At 72.7% G+C, this 22,531-nt stretch carries 26 protein-coding genes; 16 read left to right on the plus strand and 10 right to left on the minus strand.

The window, feature by feature from the left end; all coding sequences use genetic code 11:
* Positions 1-3 precede the first annotated feature (3 nt).
* Positions 4-1,041 (plus strand): protein kinase family protein, encoded by a 1,038-nt coding sequence (locus LCN96_RS00410; RefSeq protein WP_225270594.1) that lies wholly within the window; start codon positions 4-6, stop codon positions 1,039-1,041.
* On the plus strand, positions 1,042-2,232 hold the full coding sequence (locus tag LCN96_RS00415; protein WP_225270595.1) for an FHA domain-containing serine/threonine-protein kinase: 1,191 nt from the start codon (positions 1,042-1,044) through the stop codon (positions 2,230-2,232).
* On the opposite strand, the gene LCN96_RS00420 is transcribed toward LCN96_RS00415, so the two are convergent.
* Positions 2,222-3,703: a type 1 periplasmic-binding domain-containing protein gene (locus LCN96_RS00420; protein ID WP_225270596.1), complete on the minus strand. Its 1,482-nt coding sequence runs from the start codon at positions 3,701-3,703 to the stop codon at positions 2,222-2,224. The genes LCN96_RS00415 and LCN96_RS00420 overlap by 11 nt on opposite strands.
* Positions 3,704-3,982: 279 nt before the next feature.
* On the opposite strand from LCN96_RS00420, the gene LCN96_RS00425 reads away from it, so the two are divergent.
* Entirely contained in the window at positions 3,983-4,636 is a 654-nt protein-coding gene (locus LCN96_RS00425; RefSeq protein ID WP_225270597.1) for a hypothetical protein, read from the plus strand.
* A 39-nt stretch (positions 4,637-4,675) separates the two neighbouring features.
* Positions 4,676-5,155, plus strand: coding sequence for a GNAT family N-acetyltransferase (locus LCN96_RS00430; RefSeq protein WP_225270598.1), 480 nt, complete (start codon positions 4,676-4,678; stop codon positions 5,153-5,155).
* Here the strand turns inward: LCN96_RS00430 and sigJ are convergent.
* Positions 5,118-6,017 (minus strand): RNA polymerase sigma factor SigJ, encoded by a 900-nt coding sequence (sigJ, locus tag LCN96_RS00435; RefSeq protein WP_225270599.1) that lies wholly within the window; start codon positions 6,015-6,017, stop codon positions 5,118-5,120. The genes LCN96_RS00430 and sigJ overlap by 38 nt on opposite strands.
* 142 nt (positions 6,018-6,159) lie before the next feature.
* Between sigJ and wrbA the strand changes: the two genes are divergently transcribed.
* Complete coding sequence (wrbA, locus tag LCN96_RS00440) at positions 6,160-6,768, plus strand: NAD(P)H:quinone oxidoreductase (RefSeq protein WP_225270600.1); 609 nt, start codon at positions 6,160-6,162, stop codon at positions 6,766-6,768.
* An 80-nt stretch (positions 6,769-6,848) separates the two neighbouring features.
* The gene (locus LCN96_RS00445) at positions 6,849-7,808 is read left to right on the plus strand and encodes a TAXI family TRAP transporter solute-binding subunit (RefSeq protein WP_225270601.1); all 960 of its coding nucleotides are present in this window, start codon (positions 6,849-6,851) and stop codon (positions 7,806-7,808) included.
* A 171-nt stretch (positions 7,809-7,979) separates the two neighbouring features.
* On the opposite strand, the gene LCN96_RS00450 is transcribed toward LCN96_RS00445, so the two are convergent.
* Together LCN96_RS00450 and LCN96_RS00455 are read right to left on the minus strand one after the other, a co-directional pair.
* Positions 7,980-9,389 carry a sensor histidine kinase gene (locus LCN96_RS00450; RefSeq protein WP_225270602.1) on the minus strand — a complete coding sequence of 470 codons (1,410 nt, stop codon included), beginning with the start codon at positions 9,387-9,389 and terminating at the stop codon, positions 7,980-7,982.
* A 6-nt stretch (positions 9,390-9,395) separates the two neighbouring features.
* Positions 9,396-10,079: a response regulator transcription factor gene (locus LCN96_RS00455; RefSeq protein ID WP_225270603.1), complete on the minus strand. Its 684-nt coding sequence runs from the start codon at positions 10,077-10,079 to the stop codon at positions 9,396-9,398.
* A 171-nt stretch (positions 10,080-10,250) separates the two neighbouring features.
* Here LCN96_RS00455 and LCN96_RS00460 point away from each other — a divergent pair, with 171 nt between their 5' ends.
* From LCN96_RS00460 to LCN96_RS00475, 4 genes are all read left to right on the plus strand, one after another.
* The gene (locus LCN96_RS00460) at positions 10,251-11,282 is read left to right on the plus strand and encodes a tripartite tricarboxylate transporter substrate-binding protein (protein WP_225270604.1); all 1,032 of its coding nucleotides are present in this window, start codon (positions 10,251-10,253) and stop codon (positions 11,280-11,282) included.
* 1 nt (position 11,283) lies between these two features.
* Positions 11,284-11,745, plus strand: a complete 462-nt coding sequence (locus tag LCN96_RS00465; RefSeq protein WP_225270605.1) for a tripartite tricarboxylate transporter TctB family protein — start codon at positions 11,284-11,286, stop codon at positions 11,743-11,745.
* 23 nt (positions 11,746-11,768) lie between these two features.
* Positions 11,769-13,274 (plus strand): tripartite tricarboxylate transporter permease, encoded by a 1,506-nt coding sequence (locus tag LCN96_RS00470; protein WP_225270606.1) that lies wholly within the window; start codon positions 11,769-11,771, stop codon positions 13,272-13,274.
* Between the two features lie 61 nt (positions 13,275-13,335).
* Positions 13,336-14,436, plus strand: coding sequence for a cytochrome P450 family protein (locus tag LCN96_RS00475; protein WP_225270607.1), 1,101 nt, complete (start codon positions 13,336-13,338; stop codon positions 14,434-14,436).
* Here LCN96_RS00475 and LCN96_RS00480 read toward each other — a convergent pair.
* The 3 genes from LCN96_RS00480 to LCN96_RS00490 are packed head-to-tail and all read right to left on the minus strand — an operon-like array spanning position 14,433 to position 16,173.
* Positions 14,433-14,582: a hypothetical protein gene (locus tag LCN96_RS00480; RefSeq protein WP_225276298.1), complete on the minus strand. Its 150-nt coding sequence runs from the start codon at positions 14,580-14,582 to the stop codon at positions 14,433-14,435. The two genes, LCN96_RS00475 and LCN96_RS00480, sit on opposite strands and share 4 nt — an antisense overlap.
* The gene (locus LCN96_RS00485; RefSeq protein ID WP_225270608.1) at positions 14,549-15,769 is read right to left on the minus strand and encodes an AAA family ATPase; all 1,221 of its coding nucleotides are present in this window, start codon (positions 15,767-15,769) and stop codon (positions 14,549-14,551) included. The genes LCN96_RS00480 and LCN96_RS00485 overlap by 34 nt, the downstream gene beginning before the upstream one ends.
* Complete coding sequence (locus tag LCN96_RS00490; RefSeq protein ID WP_225270609.1) at positions 15,739-16,173, minus strand: Fur family transcriptional regulator; 435 nt, start codon at positions 16,171-16,173, stop codon at positions 15,739-15,741. The genes LCN96_RS00485 and LCN96_RS00490 overlap by 31 nt, the downstream gene beginning before the upstream one ends.
* A gap of 151 nt (positions 16,174-16,324) precedes the next feature.
* On the opposite strand from LCN96_RS00490, the gene LCN96_RS00495 reads away from it, so the two are divergent.
* A complete protein-coding gene (locus LCN96_RS00495; protein ID WP_225270610.1) occupies positions 16,325-17,350 on the plus strand; it encodes a protein kinase family protein in 1,026 nt (341 codons plus the stop codon).
* A gap of 4 nt (positions 17,351-17,354) precedes the next feature.
* Here the strand turns inward: LCN96_RS00495 and LCN96_RS00500 are convergent, their stop codons facing one another.
* Together LCN96_RS00500 and LCN96_RS00505 are read right to left on the minus strand one after the other, a co-directional pair.
* Positions 17,355-17,687 carry a branched-chain amino acid transporter permease gene (locus LCN96_RS00500; RefSeq protein WP_225270611.1) on the minus strand — a complete coding sequence of 111 codons (333 nt, stop codon included), beginning with the start codon at positions 17,685-17,687 and terminating at the stop codon, positions 17,355-17,357.
* 6 nt (positions 17,688-17,693) lie between these two features.
* Positions 17,694-18,437 (minus strand): AzlC family ABC transporter permease, encoded by a 744-nt coding sequence (locus tag LCN96_RS00505; protein WP_225270612.1) that lies wholly within the window; start codon positions 18,435-18,437, stop codon positions 17,694-17,696.
* Between the two features lie 63 nt (positions 18,438-18,500).
* Between LCN96_RS00505 and LCN96_RS00510 the strand changes: the two genes are divergently transcribed.
* From LCN96_RS00510 to LCN96_RS00530, 5 genes are all read left to right on the plus strand, one after another.
* Positions 18,501-18,953 (plus strand): Lrp/AsnC family transcriptional regulator, encoded by a 453-nt coding sequence (locus tag LCN96_RS00510; protein ID WP_225270613.1) that lies wholly within the window; start codon positions 18,501-18,503, stop codon positions 18,951-18,953.
* Between the two features lie 70 nt (positions 18,954-19,023).
* The gene (locus LCN96_RS00515; protein WP_225270614.1) at positions 19,024-19,233 is read left to right on the plus strand and encodes a hypothetical protein; all 210 of its coding nucleotides are present in this window, start codon (positions 19,024-19,026) and stop codon (positions 19,231-19,233) included.
* A gap of 3 nt (positions 19,234-19,236) precedes the next feature.
* Positions 19,237-20,475, plus strand: a complete 1,239-nt coding sequence (locus tag LCN96_RS00520; protein WP_225270615.1) for a cytochrome ubiquinol oxidase subunit I — start codon at positions 19,237-19,239, stop codon at positions 20,473-20,475.
* Entirely contained in the window at positions 20,475-21,413 is a 939-nt protein-coding gene (locus tag LCN96_RS00525) for a cytochrome d ubiquinol oxidase subunit II (RefSeq protein ID WP_225270616.1), read from the plus strand. The genes LCN96_RS00520 and LCN96_RS00525 overlap by 1 nt, the downstream gene beginning before the upstream one ends.
* A 69-nt stretch (positions 21,414-21,482) precedes the next feature.
* Complete coding sequence (locus tag LCN96_RS00530) at positions 21,483-21,938, plus strand: DUF5946 family protein (protein WP_225270617.1); 456 nt, start codon at positions 21,483-21,485, stop codon at positions 21,936-21,938.
* Here LCN96_RS00530 and LCN96_RS00535 read toward each other — a convergent pair.
* Positions 21,898-22,506, minus strand: a complete 609-nt coding sequence (locus LCN96_RS00535; protein WP_225270618.1) for a TetR/AcrR family transcriptional regulator — start codon at positions 22,504-22,506, stop codon at positions 21,898-21,900. The genes LCN96_RS00530 and LCN96_RS00535 overlap by 41 nt on opposite strands.
* Positions 22,507-22,531: the final 25 nt, after the last annotated feature.

Here is a 22,531-nt window from a genome sequence, read left to right on the forward strand (position 1 = left end):
GCCATGAACCCCCCAGCCGTGGTCGAGGAAGCGGATCTGACGTTCGCCGAGGACGCCGACGGCTACCAGCTGCGCCCCGGCGGCCAGGCCCGCAGCTTGACGCCGTGCCAGGTCGGCGGCGTGCCGGGCCGGTTCCTGTTCAAGCGGTACGACGAGGAGACGCTGGCGGGGCTGGACGAGGAGGCGCTGCTCGCCCTGGTGCACTGGCGGCGCGAGCTCTCCCGGCAGGACCGCGCGGCGCTCGACCGGCGCTGCGCGTGGCCGGTGGCGGCGGTCCGGCGGGACCGGGTGATCGGCATCCTGATCAGGCCCGCCCCTGACCGGATGTTCGTCGAGCTGCGCGACCGGCGGGTGCCCCGGCACCTGGACGAGCTGACCCGGTCACCCGAGCGGGTGAGCGCGCTGCGCGAGCACTACGGCACCCGCTACTACGAGCCGCCCTACAAGCTGGCCGTGCTCGGGCAGCTGCTCTCGACCGTGCAGTGGCTGCACGAGCAGGGCTACGTGGTGGGCGACCTGCAACTGCGCAACGCCGTCTTCACCGTCGACCCGGCGCCCGAGGTGTACCTGCTGGACTGCGACTCCTGCCTGCCGGCCGGCAGGCGCGGCGCCCTGCCGGAGGCCGACCCCGAGCAGTGGAAGCTGCCCAGGCAGGGGGCGTTCACCCCGGAGTCGGACTACTACAAGTTCGCCTGGGCCGTCGTCCGGTGCCTTCAGGAGAGCGCGGAGACCTGGTCGCTCGACGAGACCGCGCTGGCCAGGGTGTTGCCGGCGCGGCATCGCCGCCTGATCGGCCAGTGCGTGGACGGCGCGCCCGAGTCGGTGGACACCGAGCGCTGGCGGGCGGCCGGCGAGTCGTGGCGCTGGCTCGTCACGCCCGGCCGCATCTACGTCGAGACCGACTCCAACCTGCGCGAGGCGTGGCGGCGCGGGAGGTCCGCGGTCGGGGACGGCTCGCGGGCCCGGCACGGGGGGATCGTGGTGCTGATCGTCGTCCTGGTGGCGGTCGCCGTCGTCGCCCTGGTCACGTGGGGAGTCTGAATGAACACCGGCGAGCCGCGGCGCATCGGGCCCTACGAGGTGCTCGGCCGCCTGGGGGTCGGCGGTCAGGGCACGGTCTACCTCGCCCAGGGGGAGGCGGGGCGGGTCGCGATCAAGGTGATCCACGCGCAGGGGGCGGCCGATCCGAGGGCGCGCAGGCGCTTCGCGGACGAGGTGGCGATCGCGTCGCGGGTGCCCAGGGCGTACACGGCGATGATCATCGATGCGGCCATCGACCGCGACCAGCCGTACATCGTCAGCGAGTACGTGGAAGGCCCGTCCCTGCAGGAGCTCGTCGAGAGGCACGGGCCGCTGCCGGGGGCCGCGCTCGAACGCCTGGCCACCTACACGGCCACGGCGCTGGCGGCGATCCACGGCGCCGGGGTCGTGCACCGCGATCTCAAGCCCGCCAACGTCATCATCGGCCCCGACGGGCCGCGCGTGGTGGACTTCGGCATCGCCCGGGCCCTGGAGGCGACCACCGCGCTGACCACGCCCGTGGGCACCCCCGCCTATCTCGCGCCGGAGCAGGTGGAGGGGGCGGACGCCGACGTGGGGCCGCCCGTGGACGTGCACGCGTGGGCGGCCACCGTGTACTTCGCCGCCACCGGCAGGGCGCTGTTCGCGGGCAGCAACGTGGCCTTCATCATCAACCGCGTGCTGAACGAGGTCCCCGACGTGCGCGTGATGCCCGAGCCGCTGCGCACGCTCGTCGCCGACTGCCTGCGCAAGGACCCGGCGCGCCGGCCCACCGCGATGGAGCTGCTCGGCCGCCTCGTGGGGTACCGGTCGGGCAACGCGCAGGCGACGTTACCGCGTACCGTGATCCTGCCGGCCACGCTCGGCACGCTGAAGGAGACCACCACGCTGGGCAGCGGCCCCGCGGCCGACATCGTGATCGCGGGAGCGGGCATCGCCCCGGCGCACGCCACCGTCCGCAAGGTGAGCGCCGGCTACCGGCTGCACGACCACAGCGGCGGCCTGGGGACGTTCATCGACGGCCGGCCCGTGCTCTACGCGACCCTGCGGCCCGGCGACCGGTTCAGGATCGGTACGGCGGTGCTCCGCCTGACCGAGGCGGGGGAGCTGGAGCGGGTACGGCTCGGCGCGTTGTACGCCGCGCGCTGGTGGCTGCTGCTCCTGCTGGCCGCGGTGCTGGCGGTGGCGGTGATCGTCGCCGTCACGGGATAGTCACGGGCGTGGGCACGGTGACGTTCACCCGCTCCCCGGTCCTGGAGTCGAGGGTGAAGGCGCCGCTGGCGCCGCGGATGGCGTTCGTGCCGGTGAACAGGTAGAGCTGGCCGCGCACGGCCGCCGCCGAGGGCAGGCTGAGCTGGGACGGGTCCACGCCGATGGCGGCCTTCTGCACCGCGGTGGCGGCGGCGGTGACCGCGTCGTAGGCCAGGATCGCCAGCCCGCTGCCCAGATGCTCCGCCGGGAACGTCACCCCGTGGTGCGGGGCCACGAACTCGTCACGGAAGTCGCGGTAGAGCTGGCGGTGCGGGTTGTCCTCGTGGTCGAGCCGGTTCGGGTCGGCGAGCGGCACGAACATCACCTTGATCGGCGCCTCGGGGTCGTGCAGCGAGGGGTCGTTCGGGTCCTGGTCCTGGGCGTCGTCGCCGGTGACGACGGTGATGGGGGTGGACCGGCAGGGGCGGCTGCGCAGCAGTTTGAGGAACGTGGGCATGAACGCCTGGCGGCCCGCGTAGAAGATCATGTCGGTCTTCGTGCCGCAGATCGTGTCGCTGATCGTGCGCAGGAGCGAGGGGCCGCCGCGCGGGTCGAAGGGGAAGCTGAGGCCGGACCTGTCCACGTACGGCTTGAGCCCGAGCTTGGGGTCGAGGAAGGCGTCCTTGAGCGAGCGGGCGTACAGGTCCTTGGTGCCCTGCGGGGTCACGTCCGCCCACATCAGCGCCGCGTTCCCGCCCACCTTCCGCTTCTTGAACTCCTCGGAGATGGCGGCGAGCTGGCCCGACGTGCTGACCGCGGTACGGGTGAGCCCGGGGATGGGCCCGGCCCCGTCGATCTCGCCGGTGGTGTTGAACCCGGCGGCGGTGATGAAGTCGGCGACCATCGGGATGCCGGGGTCCTTGGCCAGGGCGCGCGCCGCGTCGATGCTCTCCTGCTGGCTGGGGCCCATGCCGGTGACCGCGACGATCTGCCCGGGGCTGCCGGTCGCGCCGGTCGCGGCGTTCCTGCGCACCGCCTGCACCGTCGTCCGCCACTGCGAACCGTCGTGGCCGGTGTTGGCGAGCAGGAGCCGGATCTTGGGGAACGTCTCAGAACGGTTGGCGCGGTACTGCCCGATGAACGCCCCTTCGAGCTGGTGCAGCGCCCGCTCGCCGACCAGCCCGCGCGGGCCCGCGCCCATCGGCGCCATGAGCGCGATCGTGCTGTAGTCCTTGCCCTGCATGACCTGCCGGTTCTCCGCCGCGATGGCCTCCAGGATCCGCTGGTACTGCTCGCCCAGCACCATCGTGCCCTCGGCCGGGTCCATCAGCCCGACGCACTCGCCCTCCACGTCGACGACGTCCGCGCTGCGCGTCTCACAACCGCCGAACGGCCACCAGCCCTGCGTGTAGTTCACCAGCACGACGGTGGAGATCAGTACGGCGACCACCACGACGATCACTACCAGGCGCCGCTGGAAGAGCGCTCCCACCTGCCGTAACAGAATCCACGCGCGCGTCGCGAGCGAAGGCGCCGGTGCCGGTTCGTCATGCATCTGGACTCCAGCCGTCACTCATCCCATGACCGTGCGGACGCGCTCTTCCTCGACCATCGGTCGCACGCTTTCCAACCCCTGGGGCGGCGTTCTCCTTGACTCAACGTCATTAAAACGTGTTCAACACCGGCCGGACAACAGTCATGCTCATGGCGCCCGGCGCCTCATTTTGGTGCGCATGGGGCAGAACGTGACGCACTACAGCACAATCGAGGCATGGAGCTCCCTCGGCAGCCCGGCCCCCGGGACTACCCCGGTGTGGTCGCCACCCTGGTCGCGATCCTGGCGGTCCTGCTGCCGGGCGGCCTGTCCTACAGCATCTACCGGTACGTGAGCCCGCCCGCCCCTGTCACCCCGGTGGCCCTGCCCGACCCCACCCCCAGCAAGAAGCCCCGCCAGAAGCCGCTGATCACGGACGGTGAGTTCGGCGACTGGAACTTCCGCATGGGCAGCGTCGCCTTCAAGGCCAAGCGGGTGAGCGGCTGGACCTACGACACCTGCGCCCCGGTCGACCGGCAGGGCGTGCTGGCCGGCAACGGCTGCGCGCAGGCGGTCCAGCTCGCCTACTCGGCCTACAGCGGGCATCTCACGGCGGTCCAGGTCATCATGGCCTTCCCCACCGAGCAGGCCGCCAAGGCCACGGCCAAGCGCCTGACCGGCTCCTCCCGCGCCGTGCAGTGGCGCCGGGACAAGCTGCTCGGCGAGTACGTCTACGGCAGGACGCGGTCGAGCGCGACCGGACGGTACGTCGTCTTCACGGCGGTCACCGCCGACAAGACGGCCCAGGCCAAGGCCGCCCGCTTCCACCAGTACCTGCACACGGACCACGTGAACTACTTCGTCTTCCGCGACGCGACGGTCTCGGGGTGAGCCTCTTCAGGCACCCGGACGGCCGGTAGCATCGCGATCGTGGCGGATTGGGAGTTTCGTCCGGCTTCGGTGGCGGACGTGGACGCGGTGGCGGAGCTGCGTGCGGTGGTGATGAGGGCCGATCTCGAACGGCTCGGACGGTACGACGAGCACCGCGTACGGCAGCGCCTGCGCGACGGTTTCCACCCGGCCCACACCTGGACGATCGAGGTGGACGGCGCCTTCGCCGGTTGCGTCGCGCTGCGGCCGGCGCCGGGCGCGTACTGGCTGGAGCACTTCTACCTGGACCCCCGGGTGCAGGGCAGGGGGATCGGGACCGCCGTGCTGGGGCGGCTGCTGGAGCGGTGCGACCAGGAGGGGGCCGAGGTGCGGCTGCAGGTGCTGCGGGGCAGCCCGGCCAGGCGGCTGTACGAGCGGCACGGTTTCACGCGCGAGAGCGAGGACGAGGTGGACGTCTTCATGGTGCGTGCGCCGGCGACGGTCAGCCCGCCGTCCACGGGCGCAGCTTCTCGGGGTTGAGCACCGCCCAGATGTGCTTGATGCGGCCGTCGGCGACGTCGAAGGCGAGCACCGACACGGTCGCGCCGTCGAGCTGAGCCACCAGGCCGGGCTGGCCGTTGACCGTGCGTTCCACGAGCTCCATGCCGGATCGTGCGTCCATCCGGTCGGCGAAGAAGCGCGCGATCGGCTCGGCGCCCCGGACCGGGTGGAGGACGGCGGTGACGAGGCCGCCGCCGTCGCCTGTCGCGGTGGCCTCCGGGTCGAGGATGGCGATGAGGGCGTTGATGTCCTTGCCCTCCCACGCCTGCTTGAAGGCCCTGACGACGCCGGCCTGCTGGGCGGCCGGAGCCGTGGGGACGCGGGAGTCGCGGATGCGGCGGCGGGCCGAGGTGGCGAGCTGGCGGCAGGCCGCCGGGGTGCGGCCGACGATCTCGGCGACCTCGGCGAAGGGGTAGCGGAAGACGTCGTGCAGGATGAACGCCACGCGCTCGGCCGGGGTCATCGACTCCAGCACGACGAGGAAGGCCATGTTGACCGACTCGTCGAGGGTCACCCGGTCGGCCGGGTCGCCGCTCGCCGGCTCCGTACGCTCGGGCAGCGGCTCGGGGATCCACTCGCCCACGTACCGCTCGCGCCGGGCCCGCGCGGAGCCGAGCAGGTCGAGGCAGATGCGGCCGGCGACCTTCGTCAGCCAGGCGGCGGGCGACTGGATGGCGTCCTGCTGGCGCCTGGACATGGCGTACCAGCGGGCGTAGGTCTCCTGGACGACGTCCTCGGCGTCGGCGAGTGAGCCGAGCAGCCGGTAGGCGAGGTTGGTCAGGTGGCGCCGCTCGCTCATGATCGCGCTCAGGCTGGGGTCGTGTGCTGATGGCGTGGTCATGATGTCGCCGGCTCCCTCGCTCGTTCCGCCCTCACCCGGTCAGACGAGACACCGGGGTGAAGTGTGAGGTCCGCCCGCCACCTCACATCTGGCGCGGTCGCGTCGTCGTACCGGCGAACCGAACACCGAGAAGGGACCGATCATGGAACCCGTCAACGTCGCGATCATCTACTACAGTGCCACGGGCACCGTGCACGCCCTGGCGCGGGCCGCCGCCGAGGGCGCGGAGAAGGCCGGGGCGGACGTGCGGCTGCGCAAGGTCGCCGAGCCGGCGCCGCCGGAGGTGATCGCCTCCAGGCCGGAGTGGGCGCAGCACGTCAGCGACACCGCCGACGTCCCCGAGGCCGTGCTGGACGATCTGGCCTGGGCCGACGCCGTGCTGTTCGGCACGCCCACCCGCTTCGGGAACCCGGCCAGCCCGCTCAGGGTGTTCATGGAGAGCACCGGCAGCCTGTGGTTCCAGGGCAAGCTGGCGGACAAGGTGTACTCGGCCTTCACCGCGTCCAACACCGCCCACGGCGGGCAGGAGTCCACGATCCTGGCGCTGGCGAACACGTTCTACCACTGGGGCGGGATCATCGTGCCGCCCGGTTACACGGATCCCGTCCAGTTCCAGTCGGGCAACCCGTACGGGACCTCCCACGTGGCCGGTGACGGCCCGCCCGGGGAGATCGCCCTGCAGGCGGCCCGGCACCAGGCCCGCCGCGTCGTCGACACCGCCGCCTCGTTCAAGGCCGGCCGCGCCGCCTGATCGTCAGGGGTGCTGCGCCGGGCCTGAGTTGTTCGCCCGGTTCCGGGCGACGGTCCCCAGGACGTCCGTATCATCTCGGCATGGTGCCGAAGCTCAGCCGCCGGGCGGTGCTCCTGGCCGCCGGTGGGCTGCTCGCCGGCTGTTCGCGGCAGCCCGAGGTGGACCGGGTCCAGTTGCGGCTGGCCACCGGGCCGGCGGGGGCGGTGTACCGGCGCATCGGCGGCTCGCTGGCCGAGCACATCTCCGCGCGGGTGCCCGGCGCCACGGTGACGACCGTGCCCAGCGGGGCGTCCACCGACAACATCCGGATGTTGCGTGCCGGTGAGGTGCATCTCGGGCTGACGAGCCTGGACGCGCTGATCACCACGGACGGCCGTGCCCCCGACGGGCTCTCGGCGGTCTGCCGGCTGTACGACAGCCACCTGCATCTCGTGGTGCCGGCCGGATCGGCGATCGACGGCTTCGGCGACCTGAAGGGCAAGCGGGTCTCGCTGGGCGCGCGCGACTCGGGCACCGAGTTCACCTCGCTGCGGATCCTGGAGCTCGGCCTGGTCGAGATCGAGGGCCGCTACCTCAGCCAGGCCGAGTCGGCGGCGGCCCTGCGTGACGGCGGGATCGACGCGATGTTCTCCCTGACCGGCGTGCCGACACCGGCCATCACCGAGCTGGCGCAGCGGCACCCGGTCCGGCTGATCCCGCTGGACGAGCAGGCCGACGCGCTCTTCACGGCGTTCCCCGGCCCCTACGCCCCCGCCATGATCCCGGCGACCGCGTACGCCGGGGTGCCCGCCACCCGTACGGTCGCCGTGCCCAACGTGCTGCTCGCCCGCAACGACCTGCCCGACGACCTGGTGCACGCCATCACCGACACGATCTTCACGCATGCCGGCACGATCACCTCCGGCAGCCGCGACGACACCGAGGCCGTCCCCGACGCCGTGCCCGAGGCGTGGCAGATCAACGTGCGTACGGGGATCGCCACCTCGTCGATCCCGCTGCATCCCGGCGCGGCGGCCTGGTTCCAGGACCGCAAACGCTGATCCCGGCGGTCTGGTTCCGGGGCCGTGAGCCCCGGTCCCGGCGGTCTGGTTCCGGGGCCGTGAGCGCCGGTCCCGGCGGTCTGGTTCCGGGGCCGCGAGCGCCGGTCCCGCCGGCCTGGTTCCGGGGCCGCGAGCGCCGGTCCCGCCGGCCTGGTTCCGGGGCCGTGAGCGTCACTCCCCGCCCTCCTGCGGCGCGACCGGCAACGTGATCACCGCGGCGAACCCGCGCCCCGAGCCGTCCGGCCGCGGCAGCCCCTCCTCCAGCCGCAGCTCACCCCCGGCCGTCCCCGCCAGGTCGGCGCAGATGGCCAGCCCCAGCCCGGTCCCCGGCACGTTCTGGTGCCGCGGCGACCGCCAGAACCGCCGCAACGCCTGCTCCCGCTCGGCCTCGTCGAGCCCCTGCCCGTCGTCCCGGACGGAGATCACCACCACCTCGCCGGCGGCGCTCCGGGCGCTCACCTCCACCACCTGCGCCGCCGACAGCCGCAGGGCGTTGCTGACCAGCTCGTCCAGGATGCTCCCCAGCCCGCCCGTGGGCTCCAGCAGCCGCAACCCGGCCGGCACGTCCACCGCCAGCCGCTGGCCCGCCGTGGCCGTCAGCGCCCGCCACCGGTCCACCCGCGTGGCCAGCACCGCGTCCAGCTCCACCGGCGAGGCCGTCCGGATGCTCTCCATCCGGGCGCTGGCCTGCAACGAGTTCAGCAGCCGCTGCATGGCCTTCAGCTCGTCCACGGCCACCTCGTACACCGGATGCCCGCCCTGCGCCAGATGCGGCTCCAGCGTCTCCACGGCGAGCCGGAGGCTGGTCAGCGGGTTGCGCAGCTGGTGCGAGGCGTCGGAGACGAAGGCCCGCTGCCGCTGCACGGCGTTCTCCACCGCGTCCATCATCGTGTTGAAGGACCCGGCGAGCCGCCGCAGCTCGACCGGCCCGGCCTCGGCGTCCGCCCGGATCGTCAGGTCGCCCTGCGAGATGCGGGAGCTGGCCGCGTCCAGCTCGCGTACGGGCCGCAGCACCCACGCCGACACCGGCCAGGCGACGGCGATCAGCGCGATCAGCGGCAGCAGCCCGAGGGCGGCGAGCTGGGCCCACAGCACCAGGACGCGGGAGCGGGTCCTCGACAGGTCGGAGATCGTCACGACGGCGCCGACGACCTCGCTGTCCCGGCCGACGGGCTCGGCGACGACGAGGGCGGAGCCGTCCCAGGGCGCCCACTCGCCCGACGGTTCCGAGCGGGTCCCGGCCAGCGCCGCGGTGACGATGCGGGGCAGCGCGGGCTCGGCGGCGGCCGCCTCCTGGTAGGCGCGGGCCGGGCCGAGCAGCACCGTGCCGGACGTGTCGATCACGGCGGCGGGGATGCCGTACAGCTCGTGGTAGCGGGTCAGCTCCTGCTGCAGCGCCTCGGTCCGGCCGGTGGACAGCGCGGTCTCGGCCAGCGAGGCGAAGCGGCCGACGTCGCCCAGCCGGTCCACGTACGTCTCCTGCATCTCCCGCTCGGCCAGGGTGACGCTGTGCGGCACGCCGAGGGCCGTGACGAGCAGCACCGCGAGCGGCACCAGGACGACGAGCAGGCGGCGGCGCACGGCGCGTCAGCCGATCAGCTCCGGCTGGCCGGCCTGGATGCGATAGCCGACCCCGTGGACCGTGCGGATGGGCACGGACGGGCCGAGCTTGTTGCGCAGCGCCGCGATGTGCGTGTCGAGGGTGCGGCTAGAGGACTCCCAGGTGGCGCCCCAGATCTGGTCGAGGATGACGTCGCGGCTGACGACGTTCGGGGCGCGGCGGGCCAGCAGCAGGAGCAGCTCGAACTCCTTGCGCGTGAGCGTGACGGGCGCGCCCTCGACGGTGACCTCGCGGGTGCCGGCGGCGATCCGCATCGGGCCGAGCACGAGCGGCTCGTCGGGGTGGCTCAGGGCGCGGGCCACGCGGGTGCGCCGCAGCACGGCGTCGATCCTGGCCAGCAGCTCCGGGATGCCGAACGGTTTGACGATGTAGTCGTCGGCGCCGGCGCGTAAGCCGCGGACGCGCTCGTGCTCCTCCGAGCGCGCGGTCACGGCGATGACGGCGGTCTCCGGCCGGTCGCGCAGCTTGCGGATCACGTCGAGGCCGTCGCCGTCGGGCAGGCCCAGATCGACCAGCACCACATCGGACGGGGCGGCGCGCACGGCCTCCGCGGCGGTGGCGATGCGGTGAACCTCGAAGCCCGCCTGGACCAGGACGGTCACCAGACCCCGCGCCACGCGGTCGTCATCCTCGATGATGGTGATCCGCATACCGGCGGATTGTACGGCGCGGATCGCCGCTTGTGTTAGCCCTTCACTTCTTGGGATTCTTCTGACATCCAGCGCATTCCTTGGGATTTCTCTGACACCATCCGCGTCCCTCCCGGCCGAGACTGAGGCCGCGCACTCACCACGGGCATGCGCTGACGAGGAGGTCGCCAGATGACAACGACCAGCAGGTATCGGGCCGCCGCCCGGATGATCGCCGCGATCGGCGCCGTTTCGCTCGTCGCAGCCTGCTCCGGCAACGGTGGCGGCACCGCCACCGGAGGCGCCACGGGCGGCGCCGCCTATCCGGAGAAGAACATCACGTTCGTGGTGCCGTTCAGCGCGGGCGGCCCGACCGACACCGTCACCCGCATGATCGCCGAGCCGATGGCCGCCAAGCTCGGCGGCAAGATCGTCGTCCAGAACGTCGAGGGCGCGGGCGGCACGGTCGGCGCCGGTGAGGTCGCGCGGGCCGATCCCGACGGCCACACCGTGCTCATGCACCACATCGGCATGTCCACCGCGCCCGCCCTCTACCAGGACCTCGGCTACAAGCCGCTGGAGGACTTCCTGACGATCGGGCTCGTCACCGAGGTGCCGATGACCGTCGTCGCCCGCAAGGACTTCGAGCCCAAGACGCTTCAGGAGCTCGTCACCCACGTCAAGGCGAACGCGGGCAAGGTCACGCTGGCCAACGCCGGCATCGGCGCCGCCTCCCACCTGTGCGGCCTGCTGTTCCAGACCGCGGCCGGCGTCAAGCTGCAGGAGGTCCCGTACGAGGGCACCGGGCCCGCGCTGACCGACCTCGTCGGTGGCCAGGTCGACTTCATGTGCGACCAGACCACCAACACCAGCGGCCAGATCACCGCGGGCGAGGTCAAGGCGTACGCGGTCACCACGCCCGAGCGGGTCAAGAGCCTGCCCGACCTGCCCACCACGACCGAGGCCGGGCTGCCCCAGCTCAAGGTCAGCGTCTGGCACGGCCTGTACGTGCCCAAGGGCACGCCGCAGGACGTCGTCCAGAAGCTGACCGAGGCGCTGAAGGCGGCGCTGGCCGACCAGAAGGTCATCGACCAGATGGCCAAGCTGGGCACCGCGCCCGTCCCGGCCGAGGACGCCACCCCCGAGGCGCACCGGGCCAAGCTCCAGGAGGAGATCACCACCTGGGGCAAGGTGATCGCCGACGCCGGGGTCAAGGCCTCCTGAGGTGAAGCACCGCCGATCCTTCTCCGACGTCCTCGCCGGAGCCGTCTTCGTGGTGATCGGTGGCGCGTTCGCGGCGGGGTCGCTCAGCTACCAGCTGGGCACCCCCCTGCGGATGGGCCCCGGCGCCTTCCCCCTGCTGGTGGGCGCGATCGTGGCCGCCCTCGGCCTGGCGATCGTGGTCAAGGGGCTCGTCGCCGGCGAGGTGGCGGCGTTCGGGCCGGTCCCGTGGCGGGCGATCGCCGTCATCGTGCTCGCCGTGCTGTTCTTCGGGTTCACCGTACGCGGCCTCGGGTTCGTCCCGGCGTCGGCGGTGACGGCCCTGCTCACGACACTGGCCAGCTCGCGCGTCCGCCCGCTCATGGCCGTGGCCGTGACGGCGGGGCTCACCGTGGCCGCCACGCTCATCTTCGTCGTCGCACTTCAGCTGCGGATCCCGCTGGTGGGCCCGTGGCTGGGGTTCTGACGCGGCTTCCGGATTGAGAGGGCATGGAACTTCTCGACAACCTGGCGCTGGGCTTCTCGACCGCCCTCCTCGTCCAGAACGTCCTCTACTGCTTCGTGGGAGTGCTGCTCGGCACGGCGGTCGGCGTGCTGCCCGGCATCGGGCCGACGGCGACGGTGGCGATGCTGCTGCCGATCACGTTCAGCTTCGAGCCCGTGACGGCGCTGATCATGCTGGCCGGCATCTACTACGGCGCCCAGTACGGCGGCTCGACGACCGCCATCCTGATCAACCTGCCCGGCGAGTCGTCGGCGGCGGTCACCGCGCTGGACGGCCACGAGATGGCCCGCCAGGGCCGGGCCGGCGCCGCGCTCGCCACCGCCGCGATCGGCTCCTTCGTCGCCGGGACGATCGCCACCGTCGTGCTGGCCGTCGCCGCTCCGCCGCTGGCCAGGGTCGCGCTGCAGTTCGGCGCGGCCGACTACTTCTCGCTGGTGCTGCTCGGCCTGATCGTGTCGATCACGCTGGCCCGCGGCTCGGCGCTCAAGGCGCTGGCCATGATCGCGCTCGGCGTCCTGTTCGGCACGGTCGGCCAGGACATCTACACCGGCACGCCCAGGTTCGTCTTCGAGCAGCGCGAGCTGTACGGCGGCATCGACTTCGTGTCGGTCGCCGTCGGCATGTTCGGCCTGGCCGAGATCCTGCGCAACCTGGAGAACGAGCAGACCCGCACGATGATCGTCAGCCGGGTCAGGAACCTCTGGCCGACCCCCGAGGACCGGCGCAGGATCGTCGGCCCCATCCTGCGCGGCACCGGCCTCGGCGCCGCGCTGGGCGTGCTGCCCGGTGGCGGCCACGTGCTGGCCTCGTTCACCTCCTACGCCGTCGAGAAGCGGATCTCCAAGCGGCGGCAGGAGTTCGGGCACGGCGCGATCGAGGGCGTCGCCGGCCCCGAGTCCGCGAACAACGCCGCCGCCCAGACCTCCTTCATCCCGCTGCTCACCCTGGGCCTGCCCGCCCACCCGGTGATGGCCCTGATGGTCGGCGCGTTCATCGTGCACGGCATCACGCCGGGCCCGAACGTGCTGGCCGACGAGCCCGAGCTGTTCTGGGGCCTGATCGCCTCGATGTGGATCGGCAACGTGCTGCTCGTGCTGCTGAACCTGCCGCTGATCGGCATCTGGGTGCGCATGCTGCACATCCCGTACCAGGTGCTGTTCCCGATGATCGTCCTGTTCGCGGCGATCGGCACGTACTCGTTGTCGTTCAACGCCTTCGACGTCTACGCGATCGTCTTCTTCGGCCTGCTCGGCTACGTGCTGATCAAGTGCGGCTGCGAGCCGGCGCCGCTGCTGCTCGGGTTCGTGCTCGGCCCGCTGCTGGAGGAGAACCTGCGGCGGGCGCTCATCATCTCCCGTGGCGACGCGACCGTCTTCGTGACCAGGCCCATCTCCATGACCCTGCTGATCCTGACCGCGGCGGCGCTGGTGGTGGCGATCCTCCCGGCGATCCGCAGGCGCCGCGAGGTGGTGTTCGCGGAGGACGAGTAGACCGGCGTGCGACTTCCAGGATCCGCACCCGGCCTACCGGCACGCCCGCGAGACGGGCCCGGTGCGGCCCGCGATCGCGCACCGGCGGCTCAGGGTCTGGCTGGTCACCAGGTACGCCGAGGCCAGGGAGCTGCTCAACGATCCCAGTCTGGCCAAGGACAGCGCCAGGGCGGTCGAGCTGTTCCCGCCGGGGACCGCGGGGCCGTACGCCTCGTCGCTGGCGGCCCACATGCTCAACTCCGACCCGCCCGACCACACGCGCCTGCGCAGGCTGGTCAACAAGGAGTTCACCGCCAGGACGGTGTCGCGGCTGCGGCCGCGCATCGAGCAGATCACCGACGGCCTGCTCGACGGCCTGGCCGGGGCGGGCGAGAGCGACCTGCTGGAGTCGTTCGCCTTCCCCCTGCCGATCGCCGTCATCTGCGAGCTGCTCGGCATCCCGGCCTCGGACCACGACGAGTTCAGGACGTGGACGGCGCCCTTCGTGGCGGCCTCGTCGGCCGAGGAGATGGGCGCGGCCCACGCGTGGATGCTGGACTACCTGACCCGCCTCGTCGCCGCCAAGCGGGCCGAACCGGGCGAGGACCTGCTGTCGCAGCTCGTGCACGGCTGCGACGAGGGTGACCGGCTGTCGCACGACGAGGTGGTGTCCATGGCCTTCCTGCTCCTGGTGGCGGGCCACGAGACCACGGTCAACCTGATCGCCAACAGCGTGCTCGCCCTGATCGCCGACCCGGACCAGCAGGCCGCGCTGCGGGCCGACCCCGCCCTGCTGCCGGGCGCGGTCGAGGAGTTCCTGCGCTTCGACGGCCCGATCAACATCGCGACCCTGCGCTTCACCACCGAGCCGGTCCGCGTCGGGGACGTCGAGATCCCCGCGAACGAGTTCGTCTTCATCTCCCTGCTGGCCGCCAACCGCGACCCGGACCGCTTCCCCGACCCCGACCGGCTCGACCTCACCCGGCAGGACGGCGGCCACCTGGCCTTCGGCCACGGCATCCACTACTGCGTGGGGGCGCCGCTGGCCAGGCTGGAGGCGCAGATCGCCATCGGGCGGCTGCTCGACCGGTTCACCACCATCGAGCCGGCCTCGCCCACCCTGCGGTGGCGCGCCAGCACCCTCATCCGGGGGCTGGAGACCCTGCCCGTCCGGCTCCGCTAACCGCCCAGCCCGGCCGGCTCCGCGTCGCCGGGCCTGAGCCCCTGCGCGGAGCGAAGTACGGCACGTACGCGCTCCCCGCCCCCCTCGCACTCCCGCAACAGCGTCAGCTCGCTCAGCTCGGGCGCCCCGCCGGCGACCCCAGCCATCCGACCCGTTCGAGGACGGCCTCGGTCACCTGCTCGGCCGTGCGCCCGTCGGTCGGCACCCGCAGGTCACCGAGCGCCGCCTGCTCCAGCGCGGCAGCCGCCGCCACCGCCTCGTCCGCGACCTGGAGCAGGTACGCGCGGGGCCGCCCGAGCAGCGGGTCGCCCGGCTGGGCCCAGGCGCCGCCCTGCCCCCGGCGGACGATCCGGCGCGTGAGCTCCTCCCGGCCCGCGTGCAGGCGGCACAGCGTGAGCCGGGCGCCGGGCAGCGCGTCGGCGTACGGCTCGACCGCCGCACTGTCCTGGGCGGGGCCGGTCACGACCAGGGCCTGCGCCCCGGCCGCCCGGTAGGTGGACCACAGCGCCGCCAGGTTGCGGGCCTTGACCCGGTGGTCGCCGGGAGCGGGGCCGTGGAAGCCGAGCTGGTCGAGATCGACGTAGGCCGCCGCGAGCCCGGCACGCAGGAGCCTGAGGTAGAGCGAGAAACCCACCGTGGACTTGCCGACGCCGGTGGCCCCGCACAACCACAGCACCGGATCGCCGCGGAATTCCGCCGCCACCGTTTCAGAAGGAGCCGACAGGATCGCGTCGGGAGAAGCCGACGGGTCCAGCTCGGGAGAAGCCGGCGGGTCCAGTTCGGGAGAATCCGACGGGCCCGGGTCGGGCCAGGCGCCCGTGCGCTCCTCGACGAGCCGCACCACCTCCGGCACCGACAACCCGCCCGTGTCCACGCACAGGTCGGCGAAGTCGGCGGCGTCGAGCGCGTCGGCCTCGCGCAGCGCCTGCTCGACCTGCCCGGCGCCGCCGTCCCGGCCGAGGAGGCGCCGCCGCAGCTCGTCCCGCCCGGCTCGCAGCCGGCACACGGTCACCGCGGCGCGCGGGACCTGATCGGCGGGCACCCCGTGGACGGGGTCCACGACGCCGGAGACGATGAGCCGCCGGGCGCCCGCCGCCTGGAAGGCCGCCGCGACCGAGGCGAGGTTGCGGGCCTTCATGCGGTGCCGCCCGGGGTCCGCCGCCGGCTCGGGATAGCAGATGCCGAGCTGGTCGATGTCGACGTAGGCGGCCGGGATCCCGGCCAGGACGGCCCGGGTGTACAGCTCCCAGGCGACCGTGGTCTTCCCGACCCCTGGCGGGCCGCACAGCCACAGCGCGGGAATCACGAGCTGCGGGTGGCGCAAGCGGGGCACCGGCCCCAGTAGATGACCTCGGCCTCGTCGATGGTGAAGCCGTGGTCGTCGGCGGCGTCCAGGCAGGGGGCGTGACCGACCGCGCAGTCCACGTCGGCGACCGTGCCGCACGACCGGCACACGATGTGGTGGTGGTTGTCGCCCACGCGCCCTTCGTACCGGGTCGGGCTGCCCGCCGGTTCGATCCGGCGCACCAGCCCCGCCGCGGTCAGCGCGTGCAGGGCCTCGTACACGGCCTGGAGGGAGACGTGGCCCACGCGGTCGCGCACCCCGGCGGCGAGCGCCTCCACGTCGAGGTGGTCACCGTGCCTGACGGTCTCGAGCAACGCCACGCGGGCGGCGGTCACCCGCAGCCCTGCGCCGCGCAACTCCTCGGCGGTCGTCGGAGTCCTGGGTGCGGTCATGGCGCCACAACCTACCGCCGTAAACACGAGCCGTACAAGATAACGAACAGTCCCAGTTCGCTGCCGTGCCAGGGTCTTCGGGCGGCTCGGCGGGATCGTGCGAGAGTGGGCTGACGTTTCCGCCCGCCTGCCGACGAGGAGCCGACCGCCCATGCCGCACCCCGACCGGGCCCGTCTGTCCGCGCACGGCGCCGTGTCCACGAGCCTGGCCGTGCTGAGCGACCGGGAGCTGGCCGCGCTGGTCGCGGGGGCCGAGCCGCGTGGGGCCGGCATCGGCGGGCGGTCGGCGGAGCTGGAGGTGGCCGGCGTGCGCGTGTTCGTCAAGCGGGTGCCGCTCACCGACCTGGAGTGCCGCCCCGAGCACGTGCGCTCGACGGCCAACCTCTTCGGCCTGCCGACCTTCTACCAGTACGGGGTCGGCTCGGCCGGGTTCGGGGCCTGGCGGGAGCTGGCGGCCCACGTCATGACGAGCGACTGGGTGCTGACCGGCGCCCATGCCGGGTTCCCCCTCCTGCACCACTGGCGGGTGCTCCCGGACGCCGCCCCGGAGGGGTTCGCCGACGAGTTCGGCGGCATCGACGGGGCCGTGGCGCACTGGGAGGGCTCCGCCGCCGTGCGTCGGCGGCTGGAGGCCGTCGCCACCGCCTCGCGCAGCCTCGTCCTGTTCATGGAGCACCTGCCGTGGACGCTGGCCGCCTGGTTGTCGCGGCATCGGGCGAGTGAGCCGTATCCGTGGCTCGAACAGGCGCTCGCCCGCGGCACCAGTTTCCTGAGCGCGCAGGGGTTCGTGCACTTCGACGCCCACTTCATGAACCTGCTCACCGACGGCCGCGAGATCTACTTCGCCGACCTGGGACTGGCGCTGAGCAAGCGGTTCACGTTGTCCGGGGAGGAGTCCCTGTTCCTGGCCGAGCACCTCTCCTACGACCGGCACTACACCACCAGTCATCTCCTGCGCCACCACCTGCCCGGGGCCGGCCGGGGGCCGGAGGAGCACCTCGCGTTCCTGCGGGACTGGACGGCGGGCGGCGCCCGGCGCGATCGCCTTCCCGTGGCCGTCGCCGAGCTGATCGACCGGCACGCGGCGACCGCCCTCGTCTTCGGCGAGTTCTTCGAGCGGCTCGTCGGCGAGAGCAAGCGGACGCCCTACCCCCGCGCGGCGCTCGACGGGCGATGACGGGTCAGCCGGTGTGCCAGAACGTCGACAGCAGCACGTGCAGGGCGGTCGCGCCCAGCACGCTGACCACCGCGTTGCGGGTCTTCAGGTGCAGCCCGATCGCCGCCGCCAGGGCCAGGACGGTGGGCACCATCGCGGTCCAGGGGGTGGGGCGCAGGTCGCGCAGGGTGTAGAGGGCCAGGATCAGCATGATGCCGGTGGGCATCTGCACAGCAAGGAACTGCAGGACGGACGAGCGGCGCAGCGGGCCCAGCACGGCGAAGGGCAGGGCGCGCAGGCCCCAGGTGATCGCGGTGCTGACGGCGACGACGGCGGCCAGGTAGAGCGGGGTGGGCAACGAGTTCTACCTTTCGAGGCCGGCGGACGCTGATGCCGGCACGGGGGCCGGAAGCTGCCGCGTGGCGGGTTTCGAGGGCTGACGCCGGTGGCGCAGGGCGTACCGGATGAGCAGGCCCGCCGTGAACAGGCCCATCGCGACCGGCAGGAGCCGGCCGGGGGTCAGCAGCGCGGCGGCGGCGAAGCTCGCCGCGGCCAGCAGCGGCGTCGGCAGGTCGCGCCGGTCGCGCCAGGCGTCGATCGTCAGCACCACGAACAGGGCGGTCAGCGCGAACTCCAGCCCGTGCAGCGTGACGGGCACCAGCGCCCCGGCCAGCGCCCCCGCGGTGGCGCCGCCGACCCAGTAGGCCTGGCACAGTGCCTGCATCCACAGGATGCGCGCGCCGCTCCAGCCCCGGGCGCGACCGCCGGCGGTCAGCGCGTACGCCTCGTCGGTGAGCGCGAAGGTGGCGTAGACGCGGCCGAGCGGCCGGACCTGCCGCAGCGGGAAGGACAGCGCGTAGAAGACGTGCCGCATGTTCACCAGCAGCGCCGTCACCGCGATCTGCCCCAGCGGCGTCACGGTGGCGACCAGCCCGAGCAGCAGGAACTCCAGCGACCCCGCGTAGATCACCGCGGTGAACGCCGTCGCCCACCACCAGTCCAGCCCGGCGTGCGCCACCAGCACGCCCAAGCTGACCCCGAGGGGGAACAGGCTCAGCCCCACCGAGGCGGTGTCGGCCGCAGCCGCCGTGAAATCCCGCGTTCGCATGAGAAGTAATTTTAGTGCGTATGTCGCATAATATGGTTTCTTGAGTTAGGAGAAATCGGGCAGATGAGCAATCTTATTGTTCTGGATGAAGTGGATCGGGAAATATTGTTCCAACTGGCCCAGGATGGCCGGATGTCGAACGTGGAGCTGGCCCGCCGGGTGGGCCTGACGCCGCCGCCCTGCCTGCGCCGGGTCAAGCGCCTGGAGGAGGCCGGGGTGATCGCCGGGTACCGGGCGCAGATCTCGCCCGAGGCGCTGGGCCGCTCGCTGGAGGTCGTGGTGTCGGTGGAGATCGCGGTCAACGACCTGCAGACCGTGGAGGAGTTCGAGTCGCGGGTGGCGGCGCTGGAGGAGGTGCTGGAGTTCCGGCGGATGTTCGGGCGGCCCGACTACTACATGCGGGTGGCGGTCGCCGACCAGTTCGCCTACGAGAAGTTCCTCAGCCAGCAGATCCTGCCGCTGCCCGCCGTCTCCCGCGTCGACTCCCATCTGACGATGAAGCGCATCAAGGATTAGCGGCACCGTTCTCGAACGTGTAGGCTGCCTACGTGTAGCGTGCCTACACCGGAAGAAGGGGTGTGCCAGGATGGGTGCGGAACAGGTCAGCGGATCCACCGGCCGCACGGTGCGGCTCGTCATCCTCGTCATCGCCGGGATCGTCGTCGCGAACGTGCTGGTCAGCCTGCTGATGGCCCGCGACACCGGCCTCGGCGTGGACGAGCTCATCGCGTTCGGGGGCGGCGCGGCCCTGGGGCTGCTGGTCGAGTTCGCGGGGTTCCGGCGGTCCGGGCGCTGAGTCATGGACGCGCTCGACCTGGCCCGGCTGGAGTTCGGGATCACCACGAGCCTGCACTTCCTGTTCGTCGCACTGACGCTCGGCCTCGCGCCGCTGATCGCCTTCCTGCAGACGCTCTGGGTCGTCCGGGGCAACCCGCTGCACGAGCGGCTGACGAAGTTCTGGGGACAGATCTACATCGTCAACTACGGGCTGGGCATCGTCTCGGGCCTGTTGCTGGAGTTCCAGTTCGCCCTCAACTGGAGCGGGCTGACGCACTTCGCCGGTGAGCTCTTCGGCGCGCCGATGGCGATGGAGACGCTCTACGCCTTCTTCGTCGAGTCGACGTTCCTCGGGCTCTGGATCTTCGGCTGGGGCCGGCTGCCGAAGGTGGCGCACCTGCTGACCTTCTACGTGGTGGCGCTCGCGGCGATCGGCTCGGCGTACCTGATCGTGGTCGCGAACGGGTTCCTGCAGAACCCGGTGGGCTTCGAGCGGGCCGGTGACGCGCTGCGCCTGGTGGACGCCGGCGCGGTGTTCGCCAACCCCGCCGCGCTGCTCGCCGTGGGGCACATCCTGCCCGCCGCGCTCATGGTCGGCGGCTTCTTCATGGCCGGGGTGAGCGCCTGGCACTTCCGCCGGGGCACCGGCGAGATCGCCTTCTTCCGCCTGTCCATGCGGCTCGGCCTCACCGTCGGGTACGTCGCCACCTTCTTCACCATCGGCTTCGGCGACGCGTCCGTCCTGTGGGTGGTGCGCAACCAGCCGACCAAGCTGGCGGGTGGCGCCGAGGCCGTGGAGGCCGCGCGGCGCATGGCCGCCGAGCACGGCCCCGGCGACTATCTGGCGCCCGCGTGGGTGCCCATCGCGCTGACCGTGATGTTGTCGGTCGCCTACCTGTACGTGCTGTTCGCGCTGATCCCCATCGTGCTGCTCGGCCGGGGCCGCATCGAGCGGCGGCGGCTGCTGCTCGGGATCGGGGTCTGGACGATCCCGCTGCCGTTCCTGACCGTGATCCTCGGCTGGATGGTCCGCGAGGTCGGCCGGCAGCCCTGGGTGATCTACGACGTGCTGCCCACGAGCCAGGCCGTCTCGGACGTCGGCGCGGCCAGCGTGCTGGCCTCGCTGGTGATCTTCACGAGCCTGTACGTCACGCTGGTGGTCGTCGGCTACCTGCTCATCGCCAGGATCGCGCGGCGCGGGCCGGAGTCCCTCGTGCTCGGCGGCGTCCTGGCGGACCCGGAACCGGTCGGAGGGCGCTGATGGAGATCGTCTGGCTGCTCGTCGTCGGCCTGCTGCTGGCCGGCTGGTACGCGCTCGACGGGTTCGCCCTCGGCGCCGGCATGTTCCTGGCCGCGCTGCGCGGCGACGCCCGCTCGCGGCGCCACGTGGTCGCGGCCGTCGGGCCGTTCTTCCTGGCCAACGAGGTCTGGCTGATCGCCTTCGCCGGGGTGCTGGCGGTGACCTTCCCGGACGCCGAGGCCGCGTTGTTCACCGCGCTGTACCCGGTGATCGTCCTGATGGTGGCGGCGTGGCTGGTCCGCGACCTCGGGATGTGGTTCCGCGCGCGCAGGCCGGAGCCCGGATGGCAGCGGTGGTGGGAGACGACCCAGGCGGTCGCGAGCTTGGTCTTCGCGGCTGCGGCCGGACTCTTCCTGGGCAACGCCGTCCAGGAGCCGGGGGACGGGGTGCTCCGGATGCTGAACCCGTACGGGCTGCTCGGCGCGCTCACCACGGTCGCGCTCTTCGCCCTGCACGGCACGGCGTTCCTGGCGCTGCGCACGACGGGGGAGCTGCGCGAGCGGGCCAGGCGGGCGGGCGGGCGGCTGGCGCCCGCCGCGCTCGGGCTCCTGGTGCTGCTCGTCGCCACCGCCCCGCTCGCGTCCGCGACCGGCCTGGCGCCCCTCGCCCTCGTCCCCGGACTCGCCGGTCCGGCCGGCGTCACCGTGGCCTGGCGGGCCATGAGGAAGGGCCGGGACGGCACGGCCTTCGCCGGGACGGTGCTCGCCGCGGCCTGCCTGCCGCTGACCGCCGGGGCGCTGATGGCCGGGCGGCTGCTCGACGGGGTGGCGGGGGAGAGCACGATCGACCGGCTCACGATGGTGGCGCTGCCGATCCTGCCGTTCCTGCTCGCCGCGCAGGCGGTGCTGTGGTGGGTGCACCGGCACCGGCTGAACGACCGCTCGGTGACGTTCTTCTGAGCCGGAAACGGGGATGAACGCCGGGGCCCGCGCCTGATACCGTGCCTGCTCGCTCAGCGAGGAGACCCGATGTCCCAGTGCCCGGAATGCGGCGCTCCCGACGCGCCGAAGTCCTGCGCGGACCTGTTCCACGAGCTGCTGACGCTGGACTACTCGATGCGCCCGCCCTGGGCGCCGGTGCACGCCGTCACGGTGTCCTGCTACTACCTCCAGCACCCGTCCCGCGCCCCCGGCTCAGCCACCCCGGCACAGTGGGCGCTGCTGCACGTCTACCTGCGCGGCGGGCTGCCCGCCCTGCTGCCCACGGCCCGGCGCGCCCGCCGGCTCAACTCCCACCGCCACGGCGGCCACACCCCGGGCCCGGACGACTTCCCCGGCGCGCCGCCGTTCCCGGCCGGCGCCACGCCGCCGCCGGGGTACGCCACGACGATCGCCGACGTCGCCCTGGACGGCACCTTCCCGGCCGAGGGGCACGAGGAGCGCGTCAGGCGCTGGGCGGCGGACACGGTGGCGGCGTGGGGGTGAGGCTCTCCAGCAGCGTGCGGACGAACGAGGCCGCCGCCTCCTCGTCGTCCGGGAAGCCCGCCTGCGACATGTGCCCGAGGAAGGCGTACTGGAAGCAGGCCCCGAGCAGCAGCCCGGCGGCGGCCCGCACGTCGGCCCCGGCGCGCACCCGGCCCGCCTCCTGCTCGGCGCGCAGGTAGGCGGCCAGCGCCTCGTTCGCCTTGTGCGGCCCGGCCCCCTCCTGCAGCAGCTCCTCCTTGTGCGCCGTCAGGGTCGCCGGATCCGCGAACACCGAGGCGAACATGGGGAACCCGGCACGGTAGACGCCGATGGCCGCCCGCGCCACGGCGGTGAGCGCGGTGACCAGGTCGCCGCCTCCGCCGCGCAGCGCCTCGACGAGGGGGGCGAAGCTGGGGGATCTCTCGCGCATCACGGCCACCATCAGGTCGGCCTTGCTGGGGAAGTGCTTGTACAGGGCCGCCTCGGTGAACCCGGCGGCCCGCGCGATCTGGCGCGTGGTCACGTTGGCCAGGCCCTGCTCGGCCATGACCGTGGCCGCCGCGTCGAGGATCACGTCTCTGGTGCCCATGCTTCGCCCTCTCGCCTGTTGACAT

Origin of the sequence: Nonomuraea gerenzanensis, from assembly GCF_020215645.1 — a bacterium.
Lineage (GTDB): Bacteria > Actinomycetota > Actinomycetes > Streptosporangiales > Streptosporangiaceae > Nonomuraea > Nonomuraea gerenzanensis.